12 protein-coding genes are annotated in these 18,754 nt (G+C 69.1%); 3 read left to right on the top strand and 9 right to left on the bottom strand.

Going from position 1 to position 18,754, the window contains the following annotated elements; translation table 11 throughout:
• Positions 1 to 31 precede the first annotated feature (31 nt).
• The 5 genes from ADK64_RS01345 to ADK64_RS01325 form a co-directional block, all read right to left on the bottom strand.
• On the bottom strand, positions 32 to 1,066 hold the full coding sequence (locus ADK64_RS01345) for a LacI family DNA-binding transcriptional regulator (protein WP_053654031.1): 1,035 nt from the start codon (positions 1,064 to 1,066) through the stop codon (positions 32 to 34).
• Between the two features lie 25 nt (positions 1,067 to 1,091).
• Complete coding sequence (locus tag ADK64_RS01340) at positions 1,092 to 2,765, bottom strand: glycoside hydrolase family 13 protein (protein ID WP_053654029.1); 1,674 nt, start codon at positions 2,763 to 2,765, stop codon at positions 1,092 to 1,094.
• A gap of 86 nt (positions 2,766 to 2,851) precedes the next feature.
• A complete protein-coding gene (locus ADK64_RS01335) occupies positions 2,852 to 3,760 on the bottom strand; it encodes a sugar ABC transporter permease (protein ID WP_053654027.1) in 909 nt (302 codons plus the stop codon).
• 12 nt (positions 3,761 to 3,772) lie between these two features.
• Complete coding sequence (locus ADK64_RS01330; RefSeq protein ID WP_078992430.1) at positions 3,773 to 4,771, bottom strand: carbohydrate ABC transporter permease; 999 nt, start codon at positions 4,769 to 4,771, stop codon at positions 3,773 to 3,775.
• Between the two features lie 136 nt (positions 4,772 to 4,907).
• Positions 4,908 to 6,194 (bottom strand): extracellular solute-binding protein, encoded by a 1,287-nt coding sequence (locus tag ADK64_RS01325; RefSeq protein ID WP_053654025.1) that lies wholly within the window; start codon positions 6,192 to 6,194, stop codon positions 4,908 to 4,910.
• A 464-nt stretch (positions 6,195 to 6,658) separates the two neighbouring features.
• Here ADK64_RS01325 and ADK64_RS01320 point away from each other — a divergent pair, with 464 nt between their 5' ends.
• On the top strand, positions 6,659 to 8,044 hold the full coding sequence (locus ADK64_RS01320; protein WP_199829448.1) for an alpha-amylase: 1,386 nt from the start codon (positions 6,659 to 6,661) through the stop codon (positions 8,042 to 8,044).
• A gap of 10 nt (positions 8,045 to 8,054) precedes the next feature.
• Here ADK64_RS01320 and ADK64_RS01315 read toward each other — a convergent pair whose 3' ends face one another.
• On the bottom strand, positions 8,055 to 10,124 hold the full coding sequence (locus ADK64_RS01315) for a carbohydrate-binding module family 20 domain-containing protein (protein WP_053654023.1): 2,070 nt from the start codon (positions 10,122 to 10,124) through the stop codon (positions 8,055 to 8,057).
• A gap of 189 nt (positions 10,125 to 10,313) precedes the next feature.
• Between ADK64_RS01315 and pulA the strand changes: the two genes are divergently transcribed.
• Together pulA and ADK64_RS01305 are read left to right on the top strand one after the other, a co-directional pair.
• A complete protein-coding gene (gene pulA, locus ADK64_RS01310; RefSeq protein ID WP_053654021.1) occupies positions 10,314 to 15,686 on the top strand; it encodes a pullulanase-type alpha-1,6-glucosidase in 5,373 nt (1,790 codons plus the stop codon).
• 43 nt (positions 15,687 to 15,729) lie between these two features.
• Complete coding sequence (locus tag ADK64_RS01305; RefSeq protein ID WP_053654019.1) at positions 15,730 to 16,092, top strand: 5-carboxymethyl-2-hydroxymuconate Delta-isomerase; 363 nt, start codon at positions 15,730 to 15,732, stop codon at positions 16,090 to 16,092.
• A 6-nt stretch (positions 16,093 to 16,098) separates the two neighbouring features.
• On the opposite strand, the gene ADK64_RS01300 is transcribed toward ADK64_RS01305, so the two are convergent.
• The 3 genes from ADK64_RS01300 to ADK64_RS01290 are packed head-to-tail and all read right to left on the bottom strand — an operon-like array spanning position 16,099 to position 18,725.
• Positions 16,099 to 16,788 (bottom strand): TetR/AcrR family transcriptional regulator, encoded by a 690-nt coding sequence (locus ADK64_RS01300; protein ID WP_107092891.1) that lies wholly within the window; start codon positions 16,786 to 16,788, stop codon positions 16,099 to 16,101.
• Between the two features lie 36 nt (positions 16,789 to 16,824).
• Positions 16,825 to 17,847, bottom strand: a complete 1,023-nt coding sequence (locus ADK64_RS01295; RefSeq protein ID WP_053654015.1) for a PDR/VanB family oxidoreductase — start codon at positions 17,845 to 17,847, stop codon at positions 16,825 to 16,827.
• Positions 17,847 to 18,725: a metal-dependent hydrolase gene (locus tag ADK64_RS01290; protein WP_053654013.1), complete on the bottom strand. Its 879-nt coding sequence runs from the start codon at positions 18,723 to 18,725 to the stop codon at positions 17,847 to 17,849. The genes ADK64_RS01295 and ADK64_RS01290 overlap by 1 nt, the downstream gene beginning before the upstream one ends.
• Positions 18,726 to 18,754: the final 29 nt, after the last annotated feature.

The following is an 18,754-nucleotide window of genomic DNA, read 5'->3' as shown; positions in this document are numbered from 1 at the left end:
TCATCCCAAGGTCGGGTCCGTCGCGCACCTTCTACGACATACGGACGACATTCGGTGCCGAAGCGGTCGAACCGCGCACCACCAGCTCCGGCATGAACACGAACTCACTGTGCGGCGCGGGCGTTCCGCCGATCTCCTCCAGCAGTGTGCGCACCGCGGCCTGCCCCATCGCCGGCACCGGCTTGCGCACCGTGGTCAGCGGCGGGTCGGTGAACGCGATCAGCGGGGAGTCGTCGAAGCCGACCACCGACATGTCCCGGGGCACGTCCAGACCCCGCTGCCGGGCGGCCCGTATCGCGCCGAGCGCCATCATGTCGCTCGCGCACACCACGGCCGTGCAGTCACGGTCGATCAGCGCGTTCGCGGCCGCCTGGCCGCCCTCCAGCGTGTACAGCGAGTGCTGGATCAACTCCGCCTCGGCGGTCGTGGCGTCCAGCCCCAACTGGTCCTGCACGGCCCGGACGAAGCCCTCGATCTTGCGCTGCACGGGCACGAACCGCTTCGGCCCGAGCGCCAGCCCGATCCGGGTGTGGCCCAGCGAGACCAGGTGGGTCACCGCGAGCGTCATCGCCGCCCGGTCGTCGGGGGAGATGAACGGCGCCTGCACCTTCGGCGAGAACCCGTCCACCAGGACGAACGGCACGCCCTGCGCCCGCAGCCGCTCGTAGCGCTGCATGTCGGCGGTGGTGTCCGCGTGCAGCCCGGAGACGTAGATGATCCCGGCGACCCCGCGGTCCACGAGCATCTCGGTCAGCTCGTCCTCGGTCGACCCGCCCGGGGTCTGCGTGGCGAGCACCGGCGTATAGCCCTGGCGGGTCAGCGCCTGGCCGATGACCTGGGCCAGGGCCGGGAATATCGGGTTCTCCAGCTCCGGCGTGATCAGGCCGACCAGACCCTCGCTGCGCTGCCGCAGCCGCACCGGTCGCTCGTAGCCGAGGACGTCCAGCGCGGCCAGCACGGACTGGCGGGTGGTGGCGGCGACGCCCGGTTTCCCGTTGAGGACCCGGCTGACGGTCGCTTCGCTCACCCCCGCCTGCGCAGCGATGTCGGCAAGCCGTGTGGTCACAGGATTGGACTGTACCGGTCGCATCTCAGACTGCCCACCAGACGGCGCAATCCGCGGGGAGCGCGGTGCGTGCCGGGCCCGGTTCGACCTCGGCGCTGGCGAGCAGCAGCGTGCCGGGAGTGGCCACCGAGACGGTGGTGGCGGTGAGGTTGACGGTGCAGACGAACGAGCCGTCGGCCGTGTCGCGGCGGAAGGCGAGCACTCCCTTGGGGGTGTCCAGCCAGATCACCTGGCGGCCGGCACCGAGCGCCGGGTGCTCGCGGCGCACGGCCAGGGCGCTGCGGTAGAACTCCAGGGTGGAGGCCGGGTCGCCCTCCTGGGCCGCGACGGTCAGCCTGTTCCAGTCCGCGGGCTGCGGCAGCCAGCTCGGGCCGCCCTCGACGGGACCGAAGCCGAACGGTGGCGCCTCGCCCGACCACGGCAGCGGCACCCGGCAGCCGTCGCGCGTGCCGTCCTGGCCCGAGCTGCGGAAGAACGCCGGGTCCTGGCGCACCTCGTCGGGCAGGTCCACGACCTCGGGCAGGCCCAGCTCCTCGCCCTGGTAGAGGTACGCCGAGCCCGGCAGCGCCAGCATCAGCAGGGTCGCCGCCCGGGCCCGGCGCAGACCACGCGCCTCGTCCCCTTCCGCGAGGCGCGTGGAGTGCCGGACCACGTCGTGGTTGGACAGCACCCAGGTCGCGGGCGCGTGCACCGCGTTCATGGCGCCGAGCGAGCGGTCGATGACGTCGCGCAGGTCCGCCGCGTTCCACTCCGTGGTCAGATAGGAGAAGTTGAAGGCCTGGTGCAGCTCGTCCGGCCGGATGTACAGGGCGCTGCGCTCGACGGTGGGCGTCCACGCCTCGGCCACCGCGATCCGCCCGCCCGTCTTTCCCTCGTACTCGTCGAGGATGCGCCGCCACCCCCGGTAGATCTCGTGCACCCCGTCCTGGTCGAAGTACGGCACGGCCTCCGTGCCGAGCAGCTTGACCTGCTCCTCACGGCCGATGTCCGGCAGGCCCGCCGCCTTGACCAGGCCGTGCGCCACGTCGATGCGGAAGCCGTCGACGCCCAGGTCCAGCCAGAAGCGCAGGATCGAGCGGAACTCGTCGTGGACGGCGGGGTGGTCCCAGTCGAAGTCGGGCTGCTCGGGCGCGAACAGGTGCAGGTACCACTCGCCGGGAGTGCCGTCCGGTTCGGTGACCCGGGTCCAGGCCGGGCCGCCGAAGATGGACTCCCAGTCGTTGGGCGGCAGTTCACCGCCCGCGCCCTTGCCCGGCCGGAAGTGGAAGCGCTCCCTGAGCGGCGAGCCGATACCTTCGCGCAGCGCCTGCTTGAACCACTCGTGCTGGTCGGAGCAGTGGTTGGGCACCACGTCGACGATCACCTTCAGGCCCAGCGCATGCGCCTCGCGCACCAGGTCGTCGGCGTCGGTCAGCGTGCCGAACATCGGGTCGACGGCCCGGTAGTCGGCGACGTCGTAGCCCGCGTCGGCCTGCGGGGAGGCGTAGAACGGCGACAGCCACACGGCGTCCACCCCGAGCCGCTTCAGATACGGCAGCCGGGAGCGGATGCCGGGCAGGTCACCCATGCCGTCACCGTTGCCGTCGGCGAAGCTGCGCGGATAGACCTGGTAGATGACCGCGTCGCGCCACCACTCCCGGTGCCCGGAGGCGGCGGCGGAGGCGTCGGTGGGAACTGCGTCGGTGACGTGCTGGGTCATGGATTCCCTTAGAGGATGCGGGGGGAACGACAAAGAAGCTTGCGGGGGCGCCGGGCCGGGCGCTCAGGAGGCGGCGCCGCCGGCGCTCAGGACTTGGTCCCGCCGGCGGTCAGCCCGGAGACCAGGCTGCGCTGCACCAGCATGAACACCAGGGCTGCCGGGATCGTGATGATGATCGCCGTGGCGGAGGTCCACGCCCAGTCGGGCCGCTGGTCCTGCGCGAAGGTGCGGATGCCGACGGCGAGCGTGTAGTGGTCGGACTGCATGAACTGCGTGGCGTACGCGACCTCGCCCCAGGCGGTGAGGAAGCTGTAGAACGCGGTCACCGCCAGGCCCGGCTTCGCGAGCGGCACGATCAGCCGCCAGAAGGTGCCGAACGGGGTGAGACCGTCCACCCGGCCCGCCTCGTCTATCTCCTTGGGGATGGTGTCGAAGTACCCCTTCATCATCCAGGCGCAGAACGGCACCGCCGTGGTCGCGTACGCCAGGATCAGTCCGAGGTAGTTGTCGAGCAGGTTCAGATCGGACATCAGCAGGTACAACGGCACGATCAGCACGATACTGGGAAACATCTGGGTGACCAGGAACGTCCACATCAGCTGACGGCTGCCCGGGAACCTCATGCGGGACACCGCGTATCCGGCGGTCGACGCGAGGAAGACGCCGAGGACGGTGGTGCCGCCGGCGACGACGACCGTGTTCAGGAACCACTTCGGCAGGTCCGAATGGGTCAGCACGTCACTGTAGTTGTGCAGGCTGAGGTTCTTCAGCACCTCGCTCGGCTGCTGCCAGGCGTTCTTCGGGCCGAGCGAGATGAACAGGATCCACACCACCGGGAAGGCCGCGATCACCGTGGCCAGGATCAGCGTGCCGTGCAGGGCGACGGACGCCCCCAGGCTGCGCTCCTCACGGCCGCGGACCCTGCGCGGGCGGGCGGCGGCGGGCTGCGCGGCGGAGCGGGCGGGCGCCGCCGTCTCGTGCGTTGCTGCGGTCATGACGTGGGCTCCTTACGCCTGCTCGGACTTCAGGGTGCTGCGGCGGTAGAAGGTCGAGAAGGCCAGCAGGAGGGCGAGGATGATGATCCCGTACGTCGCCGCTCCCGCGTAGTCCGAGATCCCGGTGAAGGCCTTGCGGAAGGCGAAGGTGACAAGGATGTCGGTGTCGCCGGTGGTGTTGTTGCCCAGCAGCAGATAGATGACGTTGAACATGTTGAACGTCCATATGCAGCCCAGCAGGATCACCGTGTTGGACACCGGACGCAGGCCGGGCAGGGTGACGTTGAGGAAGCGCTGCCAGGGCGAGGCGCCGTCCATCTCGGCGGCCTCGTACAGCTCCTTGGGGATGGACTGCAGTCCGCCGAGCAGGGCGACCATGTTGAAGGGGATGCCGATCCAGACGTTCACCATGATCACGGCGATCTTCTGGGCGAGCGGGGTGCCGAGCCAGTTCTGCTCGGGCAGACCGAACGCGGTGATGATGTCGTTGAAGACGCCGAACTGGGAGTTGAGCATCAGCCGCCAGGCGAAGACGCCGATGAACGACGGAACCGCCCAGGGCAGGATCAGCATCGCGCGGTAGAAGGCGCGTCCCCGCACCTTGCGGTTCAGGAGTACCGCGAGGCCCATGCCGAGGCAGACGTGCAGGGCGACGCAGGAGAGGGTCCACACCACCGTCCACACCAGGCGCGGGTAGAAGTCGCCGTCGGCGCCCGACAGGACGTGCCAGTAGTTGTGCAGGCCGACGAAGTCGTAGGTGGCCGGGCGGTGGAAGGCGCCGATGGTGGTGGCGACGTTCGCCTCGTTCGCGTTCGTCAGCGACTGGTAGAAGCCGTATCCGAGCGGATACAGCACCAGTACGGCGATGACGACGGCGACCGGGGTCACCATCGCCCAGGCGTACCAGTACTTGTCCCAGGACCGCCGCAGGGCAAAAACGCGTGCGGGGCGCGGGGACCCGGTGTCCCGCGCCGGCTGGTCGGTCTGTCCGGTGCTCGCTGCGGTGGTCATCCTCATCGGCTCTTTCGCGGCGGAAGTCTGGTGGTACCCGCAGCCCCGGGGAGCCCCGGTCGGGGCGGCAGTGGGGAAACATGATTCCCCGGGGCTGCGTGGTCTTCGGTTGCCTCTCGGTTACTTCAGATGCGGGTCAGCCGACGGAGTAGCCGGGCAGGAGCTGCTGGAACTGCTTGGCCGTGGCGTCCAGGCCGGACTTGACCGACGCGTCACCCTGCAGGATCTTCACGTAGTTCTGCTGGAGCGGGGTGAACAGCGAACCGACCTGCGGCAGGGCGACACGCGGACGGGCCGTCTGCTCCAGGATCGGCCTGAAGCCGGCGATCTTGGCGTCGGAGGTGACCTGCGAGGTGTACGCCGACTTGCGGGTCGGCAGGGTGCCGGTCTTCTCGGCGATGGTGATCTGGCTCTGCGTGGACGTCATGAACTGCGTGAACAGGTAGCTCGCGGCCAGGTTCCCCGAGCCCTGGTAGACGGCGAGGTCGTGACCGCCGGTCGGGGCCTGGGCCTTGCCGCCGGCGCCGGCCGGGACGGGGGCGTAGCCGAGGTTGGACCCGTCCTTGAACGCGGAGCCGGTCAGGTCCTCGCTGACGGACCAGGGGCCCTGGATCAGCATGGCGACCTTGCCGCTCTTGAACGCCGTCTGCATGTTCTGGTAGGCGTTCGAGAAGTCGACCTTCATCGAGGCCTGGTCGTAGATCTTCTTCGCGGTCGTCAGGGCCGTGACGGCCTGGGCGTCGCTGATGGTGATCTTCTTCGTCGAGGTGTCGGCCATGTCCGCGCCGTTGCTGTAGAGCAGGGGCAGCAGGAAGTAGGAGTCCGGGTTGACGTAGGTGCCGTACGCGCCGGTCTTCTGCTTCAGGGTCTTGGCGTCCGCGACGAACTCGTCCCAGGTGGTCGGCGGCTTGGCGATGCCGGCCTTCTTGAACAGCGCCTTGTTGTACAGCAGGCCCAGGGTGTCGGTGACCGACGGGACGCCGTACGTCTTGCCGTTGTACTTCGCGGTGTTCATCGGGGTGGCGTTGAAGTCCGAGGTGTCCTTCAGCGCGGGGGTGCCGTCGAGCGGGGCGATGTAGCCCAGCGAGGCGTACTCGGCCATCAGCCCCACATCGGTGCGCACGACGTCCGGGGCGCCCTTGCCGCTCTTGGCGGCCGACTTGAACTTCTGCTCGACGTCGGTGAACGGGACGCTCTGGTAGTTCACCTTGATCTTCGGGTACTTGGCCTCGAACTGCTTGATCAGGGCCTTGTACGTCGGGGCTTCGGTCGCCGCGTCCGAGGTGTCCCAGTACGTAATGGTTCCGGAGACGTCCTTGGGGTCCTTCGGCTGGCTGGACGCGTTGCTGTCCGAGCCGCCGCAGGCGGTGGCGGACAGGGCGATCACGGTGACCGCGGCGGCGATCGATATGCCACGTCGCATAGGAACTCCTAGAAGGGGATTGCCCGGATCATCCCTTGGGAAGACCGCGGGTGCCGTCTGTCCCGATCGACGGCCGCCGGGCGCGGTTGGAAATTAACAGCACTGCAAGGCCTTGCGAAAGACGTTGCAAGAAACTTTCTTCCCGATCTCGCACTCGTGACGTCCCCGTTACCCGCACATGTCCGCGGGGCTGCGGCGATGCGTGCGCACCGCCGCCCCGCCCGCCCTTCCAGCGGTGGGCGGCCGGTCCTCCGCGAGCCCACGCTCTCTTGCAGGTCGCTGCCCGCGGGCCACCGCGGATCCGGCCGGTGCGGTGCCCGGGCATCGCCGGTGGAGCGCCAACGGACCTCGCTGGGAACGCTGTTGGAATGTGTTTCAACATCTTGCTGAAACCTGACGGCAACCGATAGTTTCCAGCCTCCGCACTCCCTCCCCCACCCGCACGACGAAGTGCAGGAGCACGCATGGCACGCAGGACCCTCCCCACGGCACTCGCGCTCACCATGGCCACGTTCGGCCTCACGGTTGGCATGAACCCGACCATCGCCGAGGCCTCCCCGCCCGGCACCAAGGACGTCACCGCCGTCCTCTTCGAGTGGAACTACGCCTCGGTGGCCCGCGAGTGCACCACCACCCTCGGCCCCGCCGGCTACGGCTACGTCCAGGTCTCTCCGCCCGCCGAGCACATACAGGGCTCGCAGTGGTGGACGTCGTACCAGCCGGTGTCGTACAAGATCGCGGGCCGGCTCGGTGACCGCACCGCCTTCAAGAACATGATCGACACCTGTCACGCGGCCGGTCTGAAGGTCGTCGTCGACACCGTGATCAACCACATGTCGGCGGGCAGCGGTACCGGCACCGGCGGCTCGACGTACACGAAGTACGACTATCCGGGCCTGTACTCGTACCCCGACTTCGACGACTGCACCTCGCAGGTCACCAACTACCAGGACCGCTGGAACGTCCAGCACTGCGAACTCGTCGGCCTGGCCGACCTGGACACCGGCGAGGAGTACGTCCGCAAGACCATCGCCGGCTACATGAACGACCTGCTCTCGCTGGGTGCCGACGGCTTCCGCATCGACGCGGCCAAGCACATCCCGGCCGAGGACCTGGCGAACATCAAGTCCCGCCTGACGAACCCCTCCGCCTACTGGAAGCAGGAGGTCGTCTACGGCGCGAACGAGGCCGTCCAGCCCTCCGAGTACACCGGCAACGGAGACGTCCAGGAGTTCCGCTACGCCTACGACCTCAAGCGCGTCTTCACCAGCGAGAAGCTCGCGTATCTGAACAACTTCGGCGAGGGCTGGGGCTATCTGAGCAGTTCGGTGGCCGGCGTCTTCGTCGACAACCACGACACCGAGCGCAACGGCTCCACGCTGAACTACAAGGACGGCGCCGACTACACCCTGGCCAACGTCTTCATGCTCGCCTGGCCCTACGGCGCCCCCGACATCAACTCCGGCTACGAATGGTCCGACGCGGACGCCGGCCCACCGGACAACGGCCAGGTGAACGCCTGCTGGCAGGACGGCTGGAAGTGCCAGCACGCCTGGCCGGAGATCAAGTCGATGGTGGCCTTCCGCAACGCGACCCGCGGCGAGGCCGTCTCGAACTGGTGGGACGACGGCAGCAACGCCATCGCGTTCGGCCGGGGCGGCAAGGGCTACGTGGCGGTCAACCACGAGTCCTCTTCACTGACCCGCACCTACCAGACGTCCCTCCCCGCCGGGACGTACTGCGACGTCCAGAACAGCACGACGGTGGCGGTGAACTCCAGCGGGCAGTTCACCGCCACCTTGGGTGCCAATACGGCACTGGCGATCTATTCGGGGAAGTCGAGCTGCTGAGCCGCTGGGGCTACTTCCAGGTGTCGCTCGTCGTGTAGCCGGACGAACTGCCCGTCGTGTACGAGCGGTTCGTGCCGGATTCCCAGGTCACGTTCCCGGAGCCGTCCTTTTTCAGGTACTTGTACGTGAAGGACGTGCTCTTGGGGACGATGACCAGCTTGCTCCACGTCGGGTACGCCGCCGAGGAGAGCGGGATCGCGTCGGCCGTGTTCCAGGAGCCGAGGGACGGGTCGGAGCCGACGACGTAGACGTTGGTGCCCAGGTCGGTCGTCGCGGTCTCGTGGAAGGTGACGTCGGTGGCGTCGGTGTCCGCCAGGCTCCAGGAGTTGTTCAGCGAGAGAGCGGACGTGGTCGTCGCCGCCGACCTGTTGGCGTTCGACTCCCAGGTCACATTGCCCGAGCTGTCCTTCTTCAGGTACTTGTAGGTGAAGGACGTGTTCACCGGCAGGCCCACCTCACCCGACCAGACCGGGTACCCGGACGACGACAGCTGGATCGCCTTCGAGGTGTCCCAGGAGCCCAGCGCCGGGATGGACCCGACCACGTACACGTTCGTACCGGACGTGGTCGGCGCGTACGCGTCGAAGGTCGCGTTCACCGTGTCACCGGAGCCGCCGCCCGCGTCGCCACAGCCCACCGTGCAGGTGTAGGACGAGTTGTAGAAGGCGATGGCGCCCTTCGCGGGGATCGTGAGCGACGCGGTGCCGCCCGCCACGCTCACCGTCGTCCTGCCGCCGTCGATCACATTGCTGTACGTGCCGTCGGCCATGCCCGTGGTGAACGTGTAGGTCGCGCTGCTCGTGCCGTTGTTCAGGGCGAAGAAGCCCTTGCCGCTGCGGCCGAAGCCGACCACGTTCGAGGACATGGTCTGCCAGTCGGAGACCGCTGCCGTGTCGGCCGCGTTGTGCCAGGCCACCATGCCGACCACCGCGGTGTCGCGGTCCAGGCAGTACCAGGCGCCGCCGGCGCAGTCCGTGTCCGTCACGAAGCCCGACGAGTTCGGCGGGGCCTGGTCGCTCTGGGTCCATTCCCAGCTGGCGTACACCGTGGGCGTCGACCACTTGTAGGCGAGCTGGAAGAGGTTGGCCAGCTTGTAGGTGTCGCCGTCCTTGTACGACATGTCCGTGCCGTTGCGCTCGGTGTCGTGGTTGGTCACGAACGACACCGAGTCGGCGGCGGCCAGGATGCCGGACGACGACAGCGACGCCAGGTCGCTGACGTTGCCCTGGAAGGCGGACTTCATCCTGCTCGCGTAGGTGAAGTCCAGGACGTCACCGGAGGGGTAGTAGTCCGAGGGCTGCGGGGTCGCGCCCGGGTAGACCTCCTGGAAGACGTACGGCGCCGCGCCGGACGTGGTGGCGGTCAGCCTGGCCTCGATCGCCGCCATGTCGGTCTCGGGGATGTGCTTGGCCGAGTCGACGCGGAAACCGTCGACGCCCAGGGCGAGCTGGCTGTTGAGGAAGTTCGCGAGACCCGTGCGGACCGTGTCCGAGCCCGTTCTGAGGTCGGGCAGGCCGAGCAGTTCGCAGTTCTGGACCTGGGTGAGGTTGGAGTAGTCCTGGATGGTGAGGTCGGAGGTGGGGCAGTCGGACGAGTCGTGGTAGTCCGACCGGCTCCAGTCGGGGGTGCTGTACTTGTCCGTGATCGACGTGCCGTAGTAGCCGGTGCCGGTCTGCGCGGCGGTGTGGTTGATCACCGCGTCCGTGTAGACCTTCACGCCCGCCTTGTGGCAGGCCGTGATCATCGCGGTGAACTGCGCCTGTGAGCCGAAGCGGCTGTTCAGGGAGTAGGAGTACGGCTGGTAGACGTCCCACCAGTAGTAGTTCGTCTGCTTCAGGGACTCCTGCGGAGGCGCCACCTGCACCGCGCCGTAGCCCGCCGGGCCCAGCACGTTCGTGCACTCCGAGGCGATCGAGTCCCAGTTCCACTCCCACAGGTTGGCGATCACATCGCCCTTGGCGGTCGCCTTCGCCTGCGCGGGGGTCGCCGGCAGGGCGAGCGCACCCGCGAGCGCCAGCGCGCCGGCGGCCACGGCTGCGGCCGTCCGGCGGAAGACACCCGGGGGTCGGTGTCCGGTCATATGCGGCTCCGAAGGAAAGGGTTGGGGTTCAACAACCGGTGAGCGTGCGGCAGTTGAGAAGCACACGTCAAGATTGACGTTGAAACTTCTTGCTATGAGTTTCAAGACTCTTGCAGTCAAGCTTTCAGCGGCGATACGGTCGCGCCGGGTCGGACCCAAGAGAGCCGTACGCGCTAGGAGTTACCGCCTGTGATACCGAGAGCCAGACGGGGCGCGGCCGTCACCGCCGTAGCCCTCGCCGCCGCCCTGATCCAGCCACTGGCGGCACAGGCCGCCGGCCCGCCGGCGCCCCCGTCGGACGCGGCCCTCGCCGCCCAGCCCGCCCGGCACGACGACACCCGCGAGCAGTTCTACTTCGTCATGCCGGACCGGTTCGCCAACGGGGACAAGTCCAACGACAAGGGCGGCCTGACCGGTTCACGGACGGTGACCGGCTACGACCCCACCGACAAGGGCTTCTACCAGGGCGGTGACCTCAAGGGCCTGACGAACAAGCTGGACTACATCAAGGGCCTCGGCACGACCGCCATCTGGATGGCGCCGATCTTCAAGAACCGGCCCGTGCAGGGCACCGGCAGCAACGCGAGCGCCGGCTACCACGGCTACTGGATCACCGACTTCACCCAGGTGGACCCGCACTTCGGCACCAACCAGGACCTCAAGACCCTGATCTCCAAGGCGCACGCCAAGGGCATGAAGGTCTTCTTCGACGTCATCACCAACCACACCGCCGACGTCGTGAACCACGAGGAGAAGTCCTCCGACTACCTCTCCAAGGGCGCCTTCCCCTATCTGACCAAGGACGGCAGGCCCTTCGACGACAGCGACTACGCGGATGGCACCGAGAAGTTCCCGGCCGTCTCCAGCGCCTCCTTCCCGTACACCCCGAAGGTCACGGGCGACAGCAAGGTCCCGGCCTGGCTCAACGACCCGACGATGTACCACAACCGGGGCGACTCGACGTTCGCCGGCGAGTCCACCACCTACGGCGACTTCTCCGGCCTGGACGACCTGTGGACCGAGCGTCCCGAGGTCGTGCACGGCATGGAGAAGATCTACGAGCGGTGGGTGAAGGACTTCGCCGTCGACGGCTTCCGGATCGACACCGTCAAGAACGTGAACATGGAGTTCTGGACCCAGTGGGCCACCGCGCTCGACAGGTACGCGGCGGCGCACGGACGGAAGAACTTCTTCATGTTCGGCGAGACCTACGACACCGACACCTCGGTCACCTCCCCGTACGTCACCCAGGGCCGGCTCGACGCCACCCTCGACTTCCCCTTCCAGGACGCGGCCCGCGCCTACGCCTCCCAGGGCGGCAGCGCCCGAAGGCTCGGAAGCGTCTTCGGTGACGACTGGAAGTACACGACCGACAAGGCCAACGCGTACGAGCAGGTCACCTTCCTCGGCAACCACGACATGGGCCGCATCGGCCACTTCATCGAGCAGGACAACCCGAAGGCGACGGACGCCGAGATCCTCGCGAAGGACGCGTTCGCCAACGAGCTGATGTTCCTCAGCCGGGGCAACCCCGTGGTCTACTACGGCGACGAGCAGGGCTTCACCGGCTCCGGCGGCGACAAGGACGCCCGCCAGACGATGTTCGCCTCCAAGGTCCCCGACTACCTCGCCGACGACGAGATCGGCACCGACCGCACCCACGCGAGCGACGCGTACGACACCGCCGCCCCGCTCTACCAGGAGATCGCCGCCCTCTCCCGGCTCCGCAAGGCCAACCCGGCCCTGACCGACGGGGTCCAGACCGAGCGGTACGCGGCCGACGGCGCCGGGATCTACGCCTTCACCCGGACGGACGCCAGGACGGGCGCCGAGTACGTCGTCGCCCTGAACAACGCGGACACGGCGAAGACGGCCACCTTCGCGACCGGGTCCGCCGACATGGCGTACCGGGGGATCTACGGCGCCGAGGACGCGGTGAAGACCGACGGCGACCGTGAGCTGACCGTCTCGGTCCCGGCCGGATCCGCCGTCGTCTACCGGGCCACCGGCCCGCTCGCCGAGCCGACCGCCAACCCGACGATCACCCTCCGGGCCCCGGCCGCCGGAGCCACCGGCACGGTCGGCCTCGCCGCCGACGTCGACGGCGGACAGCTCAACCGGGTCGTCTTCGCCGCCCAGGTCGGGAACGCCAAGTGGCAGGTGCTCGGCTCCGCCGACCACGCCCCGTACAAGGTCACCCAGACCCTCGGCAAGGCCGTACCCGCCGGGACCGCGCTGCGCTACAAGGCCGTCGTCATCGACTCGGCCGGACACACCACGAGCGCCACCGCGAGCAGCACCACCGGTACCCCGCCCGCACCAAAGGCCCCCACCGCCTCCTCGCGCGACTACGCGATCGTCCACTACCGGCGCACCGACGGCGACTACGGCGACTGGGGCCTGTACGCCTGGGGCGACATCGCCGACGGCGAGTCCACCACCTGGCCGGCCGGTCACCCGTTCACCGGCCGGGACGCCTGGGGCGCCTTCGCCTACGTCAAGCTCAAGCCCGGCGCCTCCACCGTCGGCTTCCTGGTCGTCGACAAGGACGGGAACAAGGACGTCTCGGCCGACCGGAGCATCGACGTCACCAAGACCGGTGAGGTCTGGGTCGAGCAGGGCAAGGCCGACGTCGTCACGGAAAGGCCCGCGTACCCGGCCCAGGACACCACCAGGGCCGTCCTCCACTACCACCGCGCCGACGGGAACTACGACGGCTGGGGCCTGCACGTCTGGACGGGTGCCGCGAACCCCACCGACTGGTCGAAGCCGCTGCAGCCGGTGAAGACTGACGCCTATGGCGCGGTCTTCGAGGTGCCCCTCACCGAGGGTGCCACCAGCCTCAGCTACATCATCCACAAGGGCGACGACAAGGATCTGCCCACCGACCAGTCACTCGACCTCAAGGCCGACGGACACGAGGTGTGGCTGTTGAACGGCCAGGACAAGCACCTGCTCCCGCAGCCGGCGGGCAGCGCCGCCGCGCTCGACCCGACCACCTCCAAGGCGGTCTGGATCGACCGGAACACCGTCGCCTGGAACGGCGCCGACGGTGCCGCCTCCACCCAGTTGCTCTCCTCCCGCGACGGCTCGATCACGGTCAGGGACGGGACCCTGACCAGCGACGACGAGCGCTGGATCCGGCTGGAGAAGACCTCGCTCACCGACACCCAGAAGGCGAGGTTCCCCTACCTGAAGGACTACGCCGCCTGGTCCGTCGACCCGCGTGACCGGGGCCGGGTGCGGACGGCGCTGACCGGCCAGCTCGTCGCCTCCCAGCGGGCTGCCGACGGCGCCGTGCTGGCCGCGACCGGGGTGCAGATCGCCGGCGTGCTGGACGACCTCTACCCCGGTGCCACGAAGGCCGCGCTCGGGCCGGTCTTCCACGACGGCAGGCCCACCCTGTCCGTCTGGGCGCCGACGGCCCAGAGCGTGTCGCTGGAGCTGGGCGGCGCCACCGTGGCCATGCACCGCGACGACACGACCGGCGTCTGGTCGGTCACCGGCCCCGCGTCCTGGAAGGGCAAGCCCTACCGGTACGTCGTAAGGGTCTGGGCGCCCAGCGTCCGCAAGCTGGTCGTCAACAAGGTCACCGACCCCTACTCGGTCGCCCTCACCGCGAACTCCGAGCGCAGTCTCGTCGTCGACCTGAACGACAGGTCGCTCGCCCCGAGCGGCTGGTCGGGCCTCGCCAAGCCCAAGGCCGTACCGATGAAGGACGCGCAGATCCAGGAGCTGCACATCCGGGACTTCTCGGTCGCCGACAAGACCGTACCGGCGAAGGACCAGGGCACGTATCTGGCCTTCACCGACAAGAACAGCGACGGGTCCAGGCACCTGCGGGCGCTGGCGAAGGCCGGCACGTCGTACGTGCATCTGCTGCCCGCCTTCGACTTCGCCACCGTTCCCGAGAAGAAGGCCGACCAGGCGGGCCCCGGCTGCGATCTGGCCTCCTACCCGGCGGACTCCGACCAGCAGCAGGCGTGCGTGGCGAAGACCGCCGCGAAGGACGCCTACAACTGGGGCTACGACCCGTACCACTACACGGTCCCCGAGGGCTCGTACGCCACCGACCCGGACGGCACCGCCCGCACCGTCCAGTTCCGCGAGATGGTCCAGTCCCTCAACCAGGACGGCCTCCGCGTCGTCATGGACGTCGTCTACAACCACACCGCCGCGAGCGGCCAGGCGGACACCTCCGTCCTCGACAAGATCGTGCCCGGCTACTACCAGCGGCTCCTCGCCGACGGCTCGGTGGCCAACAGCACCTGCTGCTCCAACACTGCGCCCGAGAACGCGATGATGGGCAAGCTGGTCGTGGACTCGATCGTCACCTGGGCCAAGGAGTACAAGGTCGACGGCTTCCGCTTCGACCTCATGGGCCACCACCCGAAGGCCAACATCCTCGCGGTCAGGAAGGCACTCGACGCGCTGACCTTGAAGAAGGACGGCGTCGACGGCAAGAAGATCATCCTGTACGGCGAGGGCTGGAACTTCGGCGAGGTCGCGAACGACGCCCGGTTCGTGCAGGCCACCCAGGCGAACATGGCCGGCACCGGCATCGCCACCTTCTCCGACCGGGCCCGTGACGCGGTGCGCGGCGGCAGCCCCTTCGACTCCGACCCCGGTGTCCAGGGCTTCGCGTCCGGGCTGTACACGGACCCCAACTCCGCTGCCGCGAACGGCACGTCCGCCGAGCAGAAGGCACGTCTCCTGCACTACCAGGACCTGATCAAGGTCGGCCTGAGCGGCAACCTCGCCAAGTACCGCTTCACGGACACCGACGGCAAGGAGGTCAGCGGCGCCGAGATCGACTACAACGGCGCCCCCGCCGGATACGCGGACGCGCCCGGCGACGCCCTCGCCTATGTGGACGCACACGACAACGAGTCGCTGTTCGACGCGCTGGCCTACAAGCTGCCCGCGAGGACCGGCGCGTCCGACCGGGCCCGGATGCAGGTCCTCGCGATGGCCACGGCCGTCCTCTCACAGGGGCCGTCCCTCTCCCAGGCGGGCACCGACCTGCTGCGCTCCAAGTCGCTGGACCGCAACTCCTTCGACAGCGGCGACTGGTTCAACGCCGTCCACTGGAACTGCGCCGACGGCAACGGCTTCGGGCGCGGGCTGCCGATGGCGGCCGACAACCGGTCCGCGTGGGACTACGCCCGGCCCCTGCTCACCGGCGTCAAGGTCGGCTGCCCGCAGATCACCGGCGCCTCGGCCGCCTATCAGGACCTGCTCAGGATCCGTACGACCGAGCGGGCGTTCTCCCTCGGCACGGCCGCCCGGGTACAGGACGAGCTGTCCTTCCCGCTGTCGGGGACGGACGAGACGCCCGGAGTGATCACCATGCGCCTCGGTGACCTGGTCGTCGTCTTCAACGCCACCCCGCAGCGGCAGGACCAGCGGATCGGCGCCCTCGCCGGAACGCCCTACCGGCTGCACCCGGTGCAGGCCTCCGGTGCCGACCCGGTGGTGAAGGGCTCCTCCTACGCGGCCGGCTCGGGCACGTTCACCGTCCCGGCGCGGACGGTGGCGGTGTTCACCCGGGCGGCGAAGTAGGGTCGGGCCGTCGCCGTAGAAAGCCGTGGAAACAGGAGTGCTCATGCCGCAGATCACCATCGACTACTCGGACCTCGTGGCGGACGCCTTCGACCGCGAGGGCTTCGCCCGGGCGCTGCACGAGGCGACCGTGGCGATCGCGGCGGCGAAGCCGGAGGCCTGCAAGACGCAGTTCCGGCCGAGCGCGTACACGGTGTTCGGATACGAGGACCCCGGAGCGGGCGGGCACGCCATCGTGCACGTGACGATCGGGCTCCTCGCCGGACGCAGCGACGAGACGAAGGCCAAGCTCACGGAGACGGCCCTGGAACTGCTCCGCGAGCACGTGGCGGACGAGGGCGTCACCCTGCACGCCTCCGCCGAGGTCCGCGAACTCGACCCGTCCTACCGGAAGTCCGACCGGTAGCGGCCCTCAGAAGCCGAGGCCGATGAGCCGGCCGAGCAGCTCCGCGAAGGGGCCGTCGGCCGGCTCGTCCTTCACCATCTGCTGCAGCAGCGCGGCCATGTCCGCGTCGTAGGCGGCACTCACCGCCGTGAGCGCGGCGAAATCGTGCACGAGCTGGAGCTCCAGCTCGGCGCGCGGGACGCGCCGGCCGTCCAGCCACAGCAGCGCCGTCGACTCGGCGAGCGAGATCCAGGAGCGGACGACCAGCTCCAGGCGCGGGGAGGGGGTGGCGACCGCGAGGTGCGACAGGATCTGCTCGTAGGCGGCCTGGCGGACCGAGTCGATCAGCGCGTTGGCGGCGGACGAGCCCGCCGCCGGACCGCCGCGCATCAGCGCGGAGAAACCGGGGCCGTGCTCGTCGACGAAGTCGAAGAAGCGGCGCATCACACGCAGCAGCCGGGCGCCGAGCGGACCCTCGTGGGGTTCGCCGAAGCGGTCCGCGAGTTCTTCCGAGGCACGCTTCAACGCGGCCTCGTACAGGCTGAGTTTGCCGGGGAAGTAGTGGTAGACCAGCGGACGTGAGATGCCGGCCGCCGAGGCTATCTCGTCGATGGAGACCTCGTCGGGCGAGCGCTGGCTGAAGAGGTCGAGAGCGACGCCGATCAACTGCTGCCGCCGCTCCTCGACGCCCATCCTGCGGCGAACCCCGGTACTCATGCGAACACCTTACCGATCGGATCCGGCCGCAGGTGTTCACAGATCGAGCACGAGCCGCTCGCTCCTCGCCCGGGACACACAGATCAGCATCGAGTCGCCACGCTCCGCATCCGTCAGCAACTCGTCCCGGTGGTCGATCTCGCCCTCCAGCACCCTCTGTTGGCAGGTCCCGCAGAAGCCCTGCTCACAGGAGTAGGCGGTGTTCGGCAGCTCGCGTCGTACGGCCGCCAGCACGGTGGAGCCGGCCGGGACGGCCAACGTGCGTCCGCTGCGGCGCAGTTCGACCTCGAACTCCGTGTTGCCGTCGGACGACAGACGTGGCGCGAATCGTTCGATGCGGACGTCCGGGAAGCGCGCCGCGACGGCCGCCATGAGCCCCTCGGGACCGCAGCAGTAGACGGCGGCCCCTTCCGGCACCTCCAGCGCGTCGAGATCGGGCTGCCCCTCCACGACGGTCACCCGGTCGCGGCCCAGCTTCTCGACCTCCTCCAGGAACGGCATCGAGGCCCTCGCGCGCCCCGCGTACAGCAGCCGCCACTCGGCGTTCTCAGGGAGCGCCCGCAGCATCGGCAGCAGCGGGGTGATCCCGATCCCGCCGGCGACGAAGACGTACGACTCCGCCTCGACCAGCGGAAAACGGTTCCGCGGCCCCCGCACCTCCAGTTCCGTGCCCTCCGTCACCTGCTCGTGCACCTCGCGCGAGCCGCCCCGCCCGCCCTCGACCAGCCGGGTCGCGACGGTGTACGAGGAGGTGTCCTCCGGGTCACCGCACAGCGAGTACTGCCGCACCAGCCCCGACGGCAGCACCAGGTCGAGATGGGCGCCGGGCTGCCAGCGCGGCAGGTCCGCGCCCTCCAGGCGGAGCCGGACGACCCCGTCGGCCACCGTCTCGCGAGAGGTCACCAGCAGCCGCAGCGCCCGCGAGCGCGGCCGGCCCGAGGCGGGCTCCTCCAGCGCGGGCAGCGGCCACAGCGGCGAGACCTGGATACGGCGGCGCAGGGCACCCCGGGTCAGCAGCGCGGCACCCGCGAGGAGTACGACGGTACGCAGCCTCGGCATCACGCGGCACCCTTCTCCGCCGCCGTGGCTGCCGGAGAGGACGCCAGGTAGGCGACGGCCTGCTCGGTGTCGCCCTCCTGCGAGGGGTGGTAGTCGGGGCTCAGATAGCGGGGGATGGACCTGAGCATGTCGCCCGTCGCGGGGAGCAGACCGCGCCGGCCACGGACGTAGAACTCCTTGAATCCGGCCTTGGCGTCGACGAGGGTCGGGTCGTTCTCCATGAAGAACCGCACCCCGCGCTGCCACAGGAACACCAGCGCCGAGAAGGCCGTGGCCCAGGTCCGTGCGCGGCGGCCGTAGCCCCCGTCGACGTGCGTGAACAGCTCGAAGGCCACGGAGCGGTGCTCGACCTCCTCCGCGCCGTGCCAGCGCAGCAGGTCCAGCATGGTCGGGTCGGCGCCGCGCCGGTCCAGCTCCCCGGCGTTGAGCACCCAGTTGCCGAGGAACGCGGTGTAGTGCTCGATGGCCGCGATGAGCGCGACCCGTTCCATCAGCCACCACGTGCGCGGCCTGCCCGGCGGCAGCGTGCGGTCGCCGAGCAGCTTCTCGAAGAACCAGTCGACCTGCGCGGTGTACGGCGTCGGGTCGAGCCCCTGCTCGCGCAGATGCGGCAGCACCTCGTCATGGGCCTGGGAGTGCATCGCCTCCTGCCCGATGAACCCGATGACGTCCTCGCGGAGCCGCTCGTCGCGTATGTGCGGCAGCACCTGCTTGTACACGTGCACGAACCAGCGCTCACCGGCGGGCAGCAGCAGGTGCAGCACGTTGATGGTGTGCGTGGTGAAGGGATCGCCGGGCACCCAGTGCAACGGCGTGCCGTCCCAGGAGAAGGACACCTTGCGTGCCTTGAGCGGCACCCGGGCCTGCGTGTTAGACATGGCGTCAATGTACTGATGGGTAGGCTCGC

It is taken from the genome of Streptomyces sp. MMG1121 (assembly GCF_001280015.1).
In the GTDB taxonomy this organism is placed as follows: domain Bacteria; phylum Actinomycetota; class Actinomycetes; order Streptomycetales; family Streptomycetaceae; genus Streptomyces.
Note: the sequence above shows the minus strand (reverse complement) of the source record. Positions and strands in the feature narration are given on the sequence as shown.

What these genes read in the sequence shown, in the direction of transcription:
- ADK64_RS01325 (WP_053654025.1), bottom strand. Translation starts at nt 6,194, where the DNA reads ATGCGACGTGGCATATCGATCGCCGCCGCGGTCACCGTGATCGCCCTG.
- ADK64_RS01300 (WP_107092891.1), bottom strand. Translation starts at nt 16,788, where the DNA reads ATGAGTACCGGGGTTCGCCGCAGGATGGGCGTCGAGGAGCGGCGGCAG.
- ADK64_RS01330 (WP_078992430.1), bottom strand. Translation starts at nt 4,771, where the DNA reads ATGACCACCGCAGCGAGCACCGGACAGACCGACCAGCCGGCGCGGGAC.
- ADK64_RS01320 (WP_199829448.1), top strand. Translation starts at nt 6,659, where the DNA reads ATGGCACGCAGGACCCTCCCCACGGCACTCGCGCTCACCATGGCCACG.
- ADK64_RS01295 (WP_053654015.1), bottom strand. Translation starts at nt 17,847, where the DNA reads ATGCCGAGGCTGCGTACCGTCGTACTCCTCGCGGGTGCCGCGCTGCTG.
- ADK64_RS01290 (WP_053654013.1), bottom strand. Translation starts at nt 18,725, where the DNA reads ATGTCTAACACGCAGGCCCGGGTGCCGCTCAAGGCACGCAAGGTGTCC.
- ADK64_RS01340 (WP_053654029.1), bottom strand. Translation starts at nt 2,765, where the DNA reads ATGACCCAGCACGTCACCGACGCAGTTCCCACCGACGCCTCCGCCGCC.
- ADK64_RS01305 (WP_053654019.1), top strand. Translation starts at nt 15,730, where the DNA reads ATGCCGCAGATCACCATCGACTACTCGGACCTCGTGGCGGACGCCTTC.
- ADK64_RS01315 (WP_053654023.1), bottom strand. Translation starts at nt 10,124, where the DNA reads ATGACCGGACACCGACCCCCGGGTGTCTTCCGCCGGACGGCCGCAGCC.
- ADK64_RS01335 (WP_053654027.1), bottom strand. Translation starts at nt 3,760, where the DNA reads ATGACCGCAGCAACGCACGAGACGGCGGCGCCCGCCCGCTCCGCCGCG.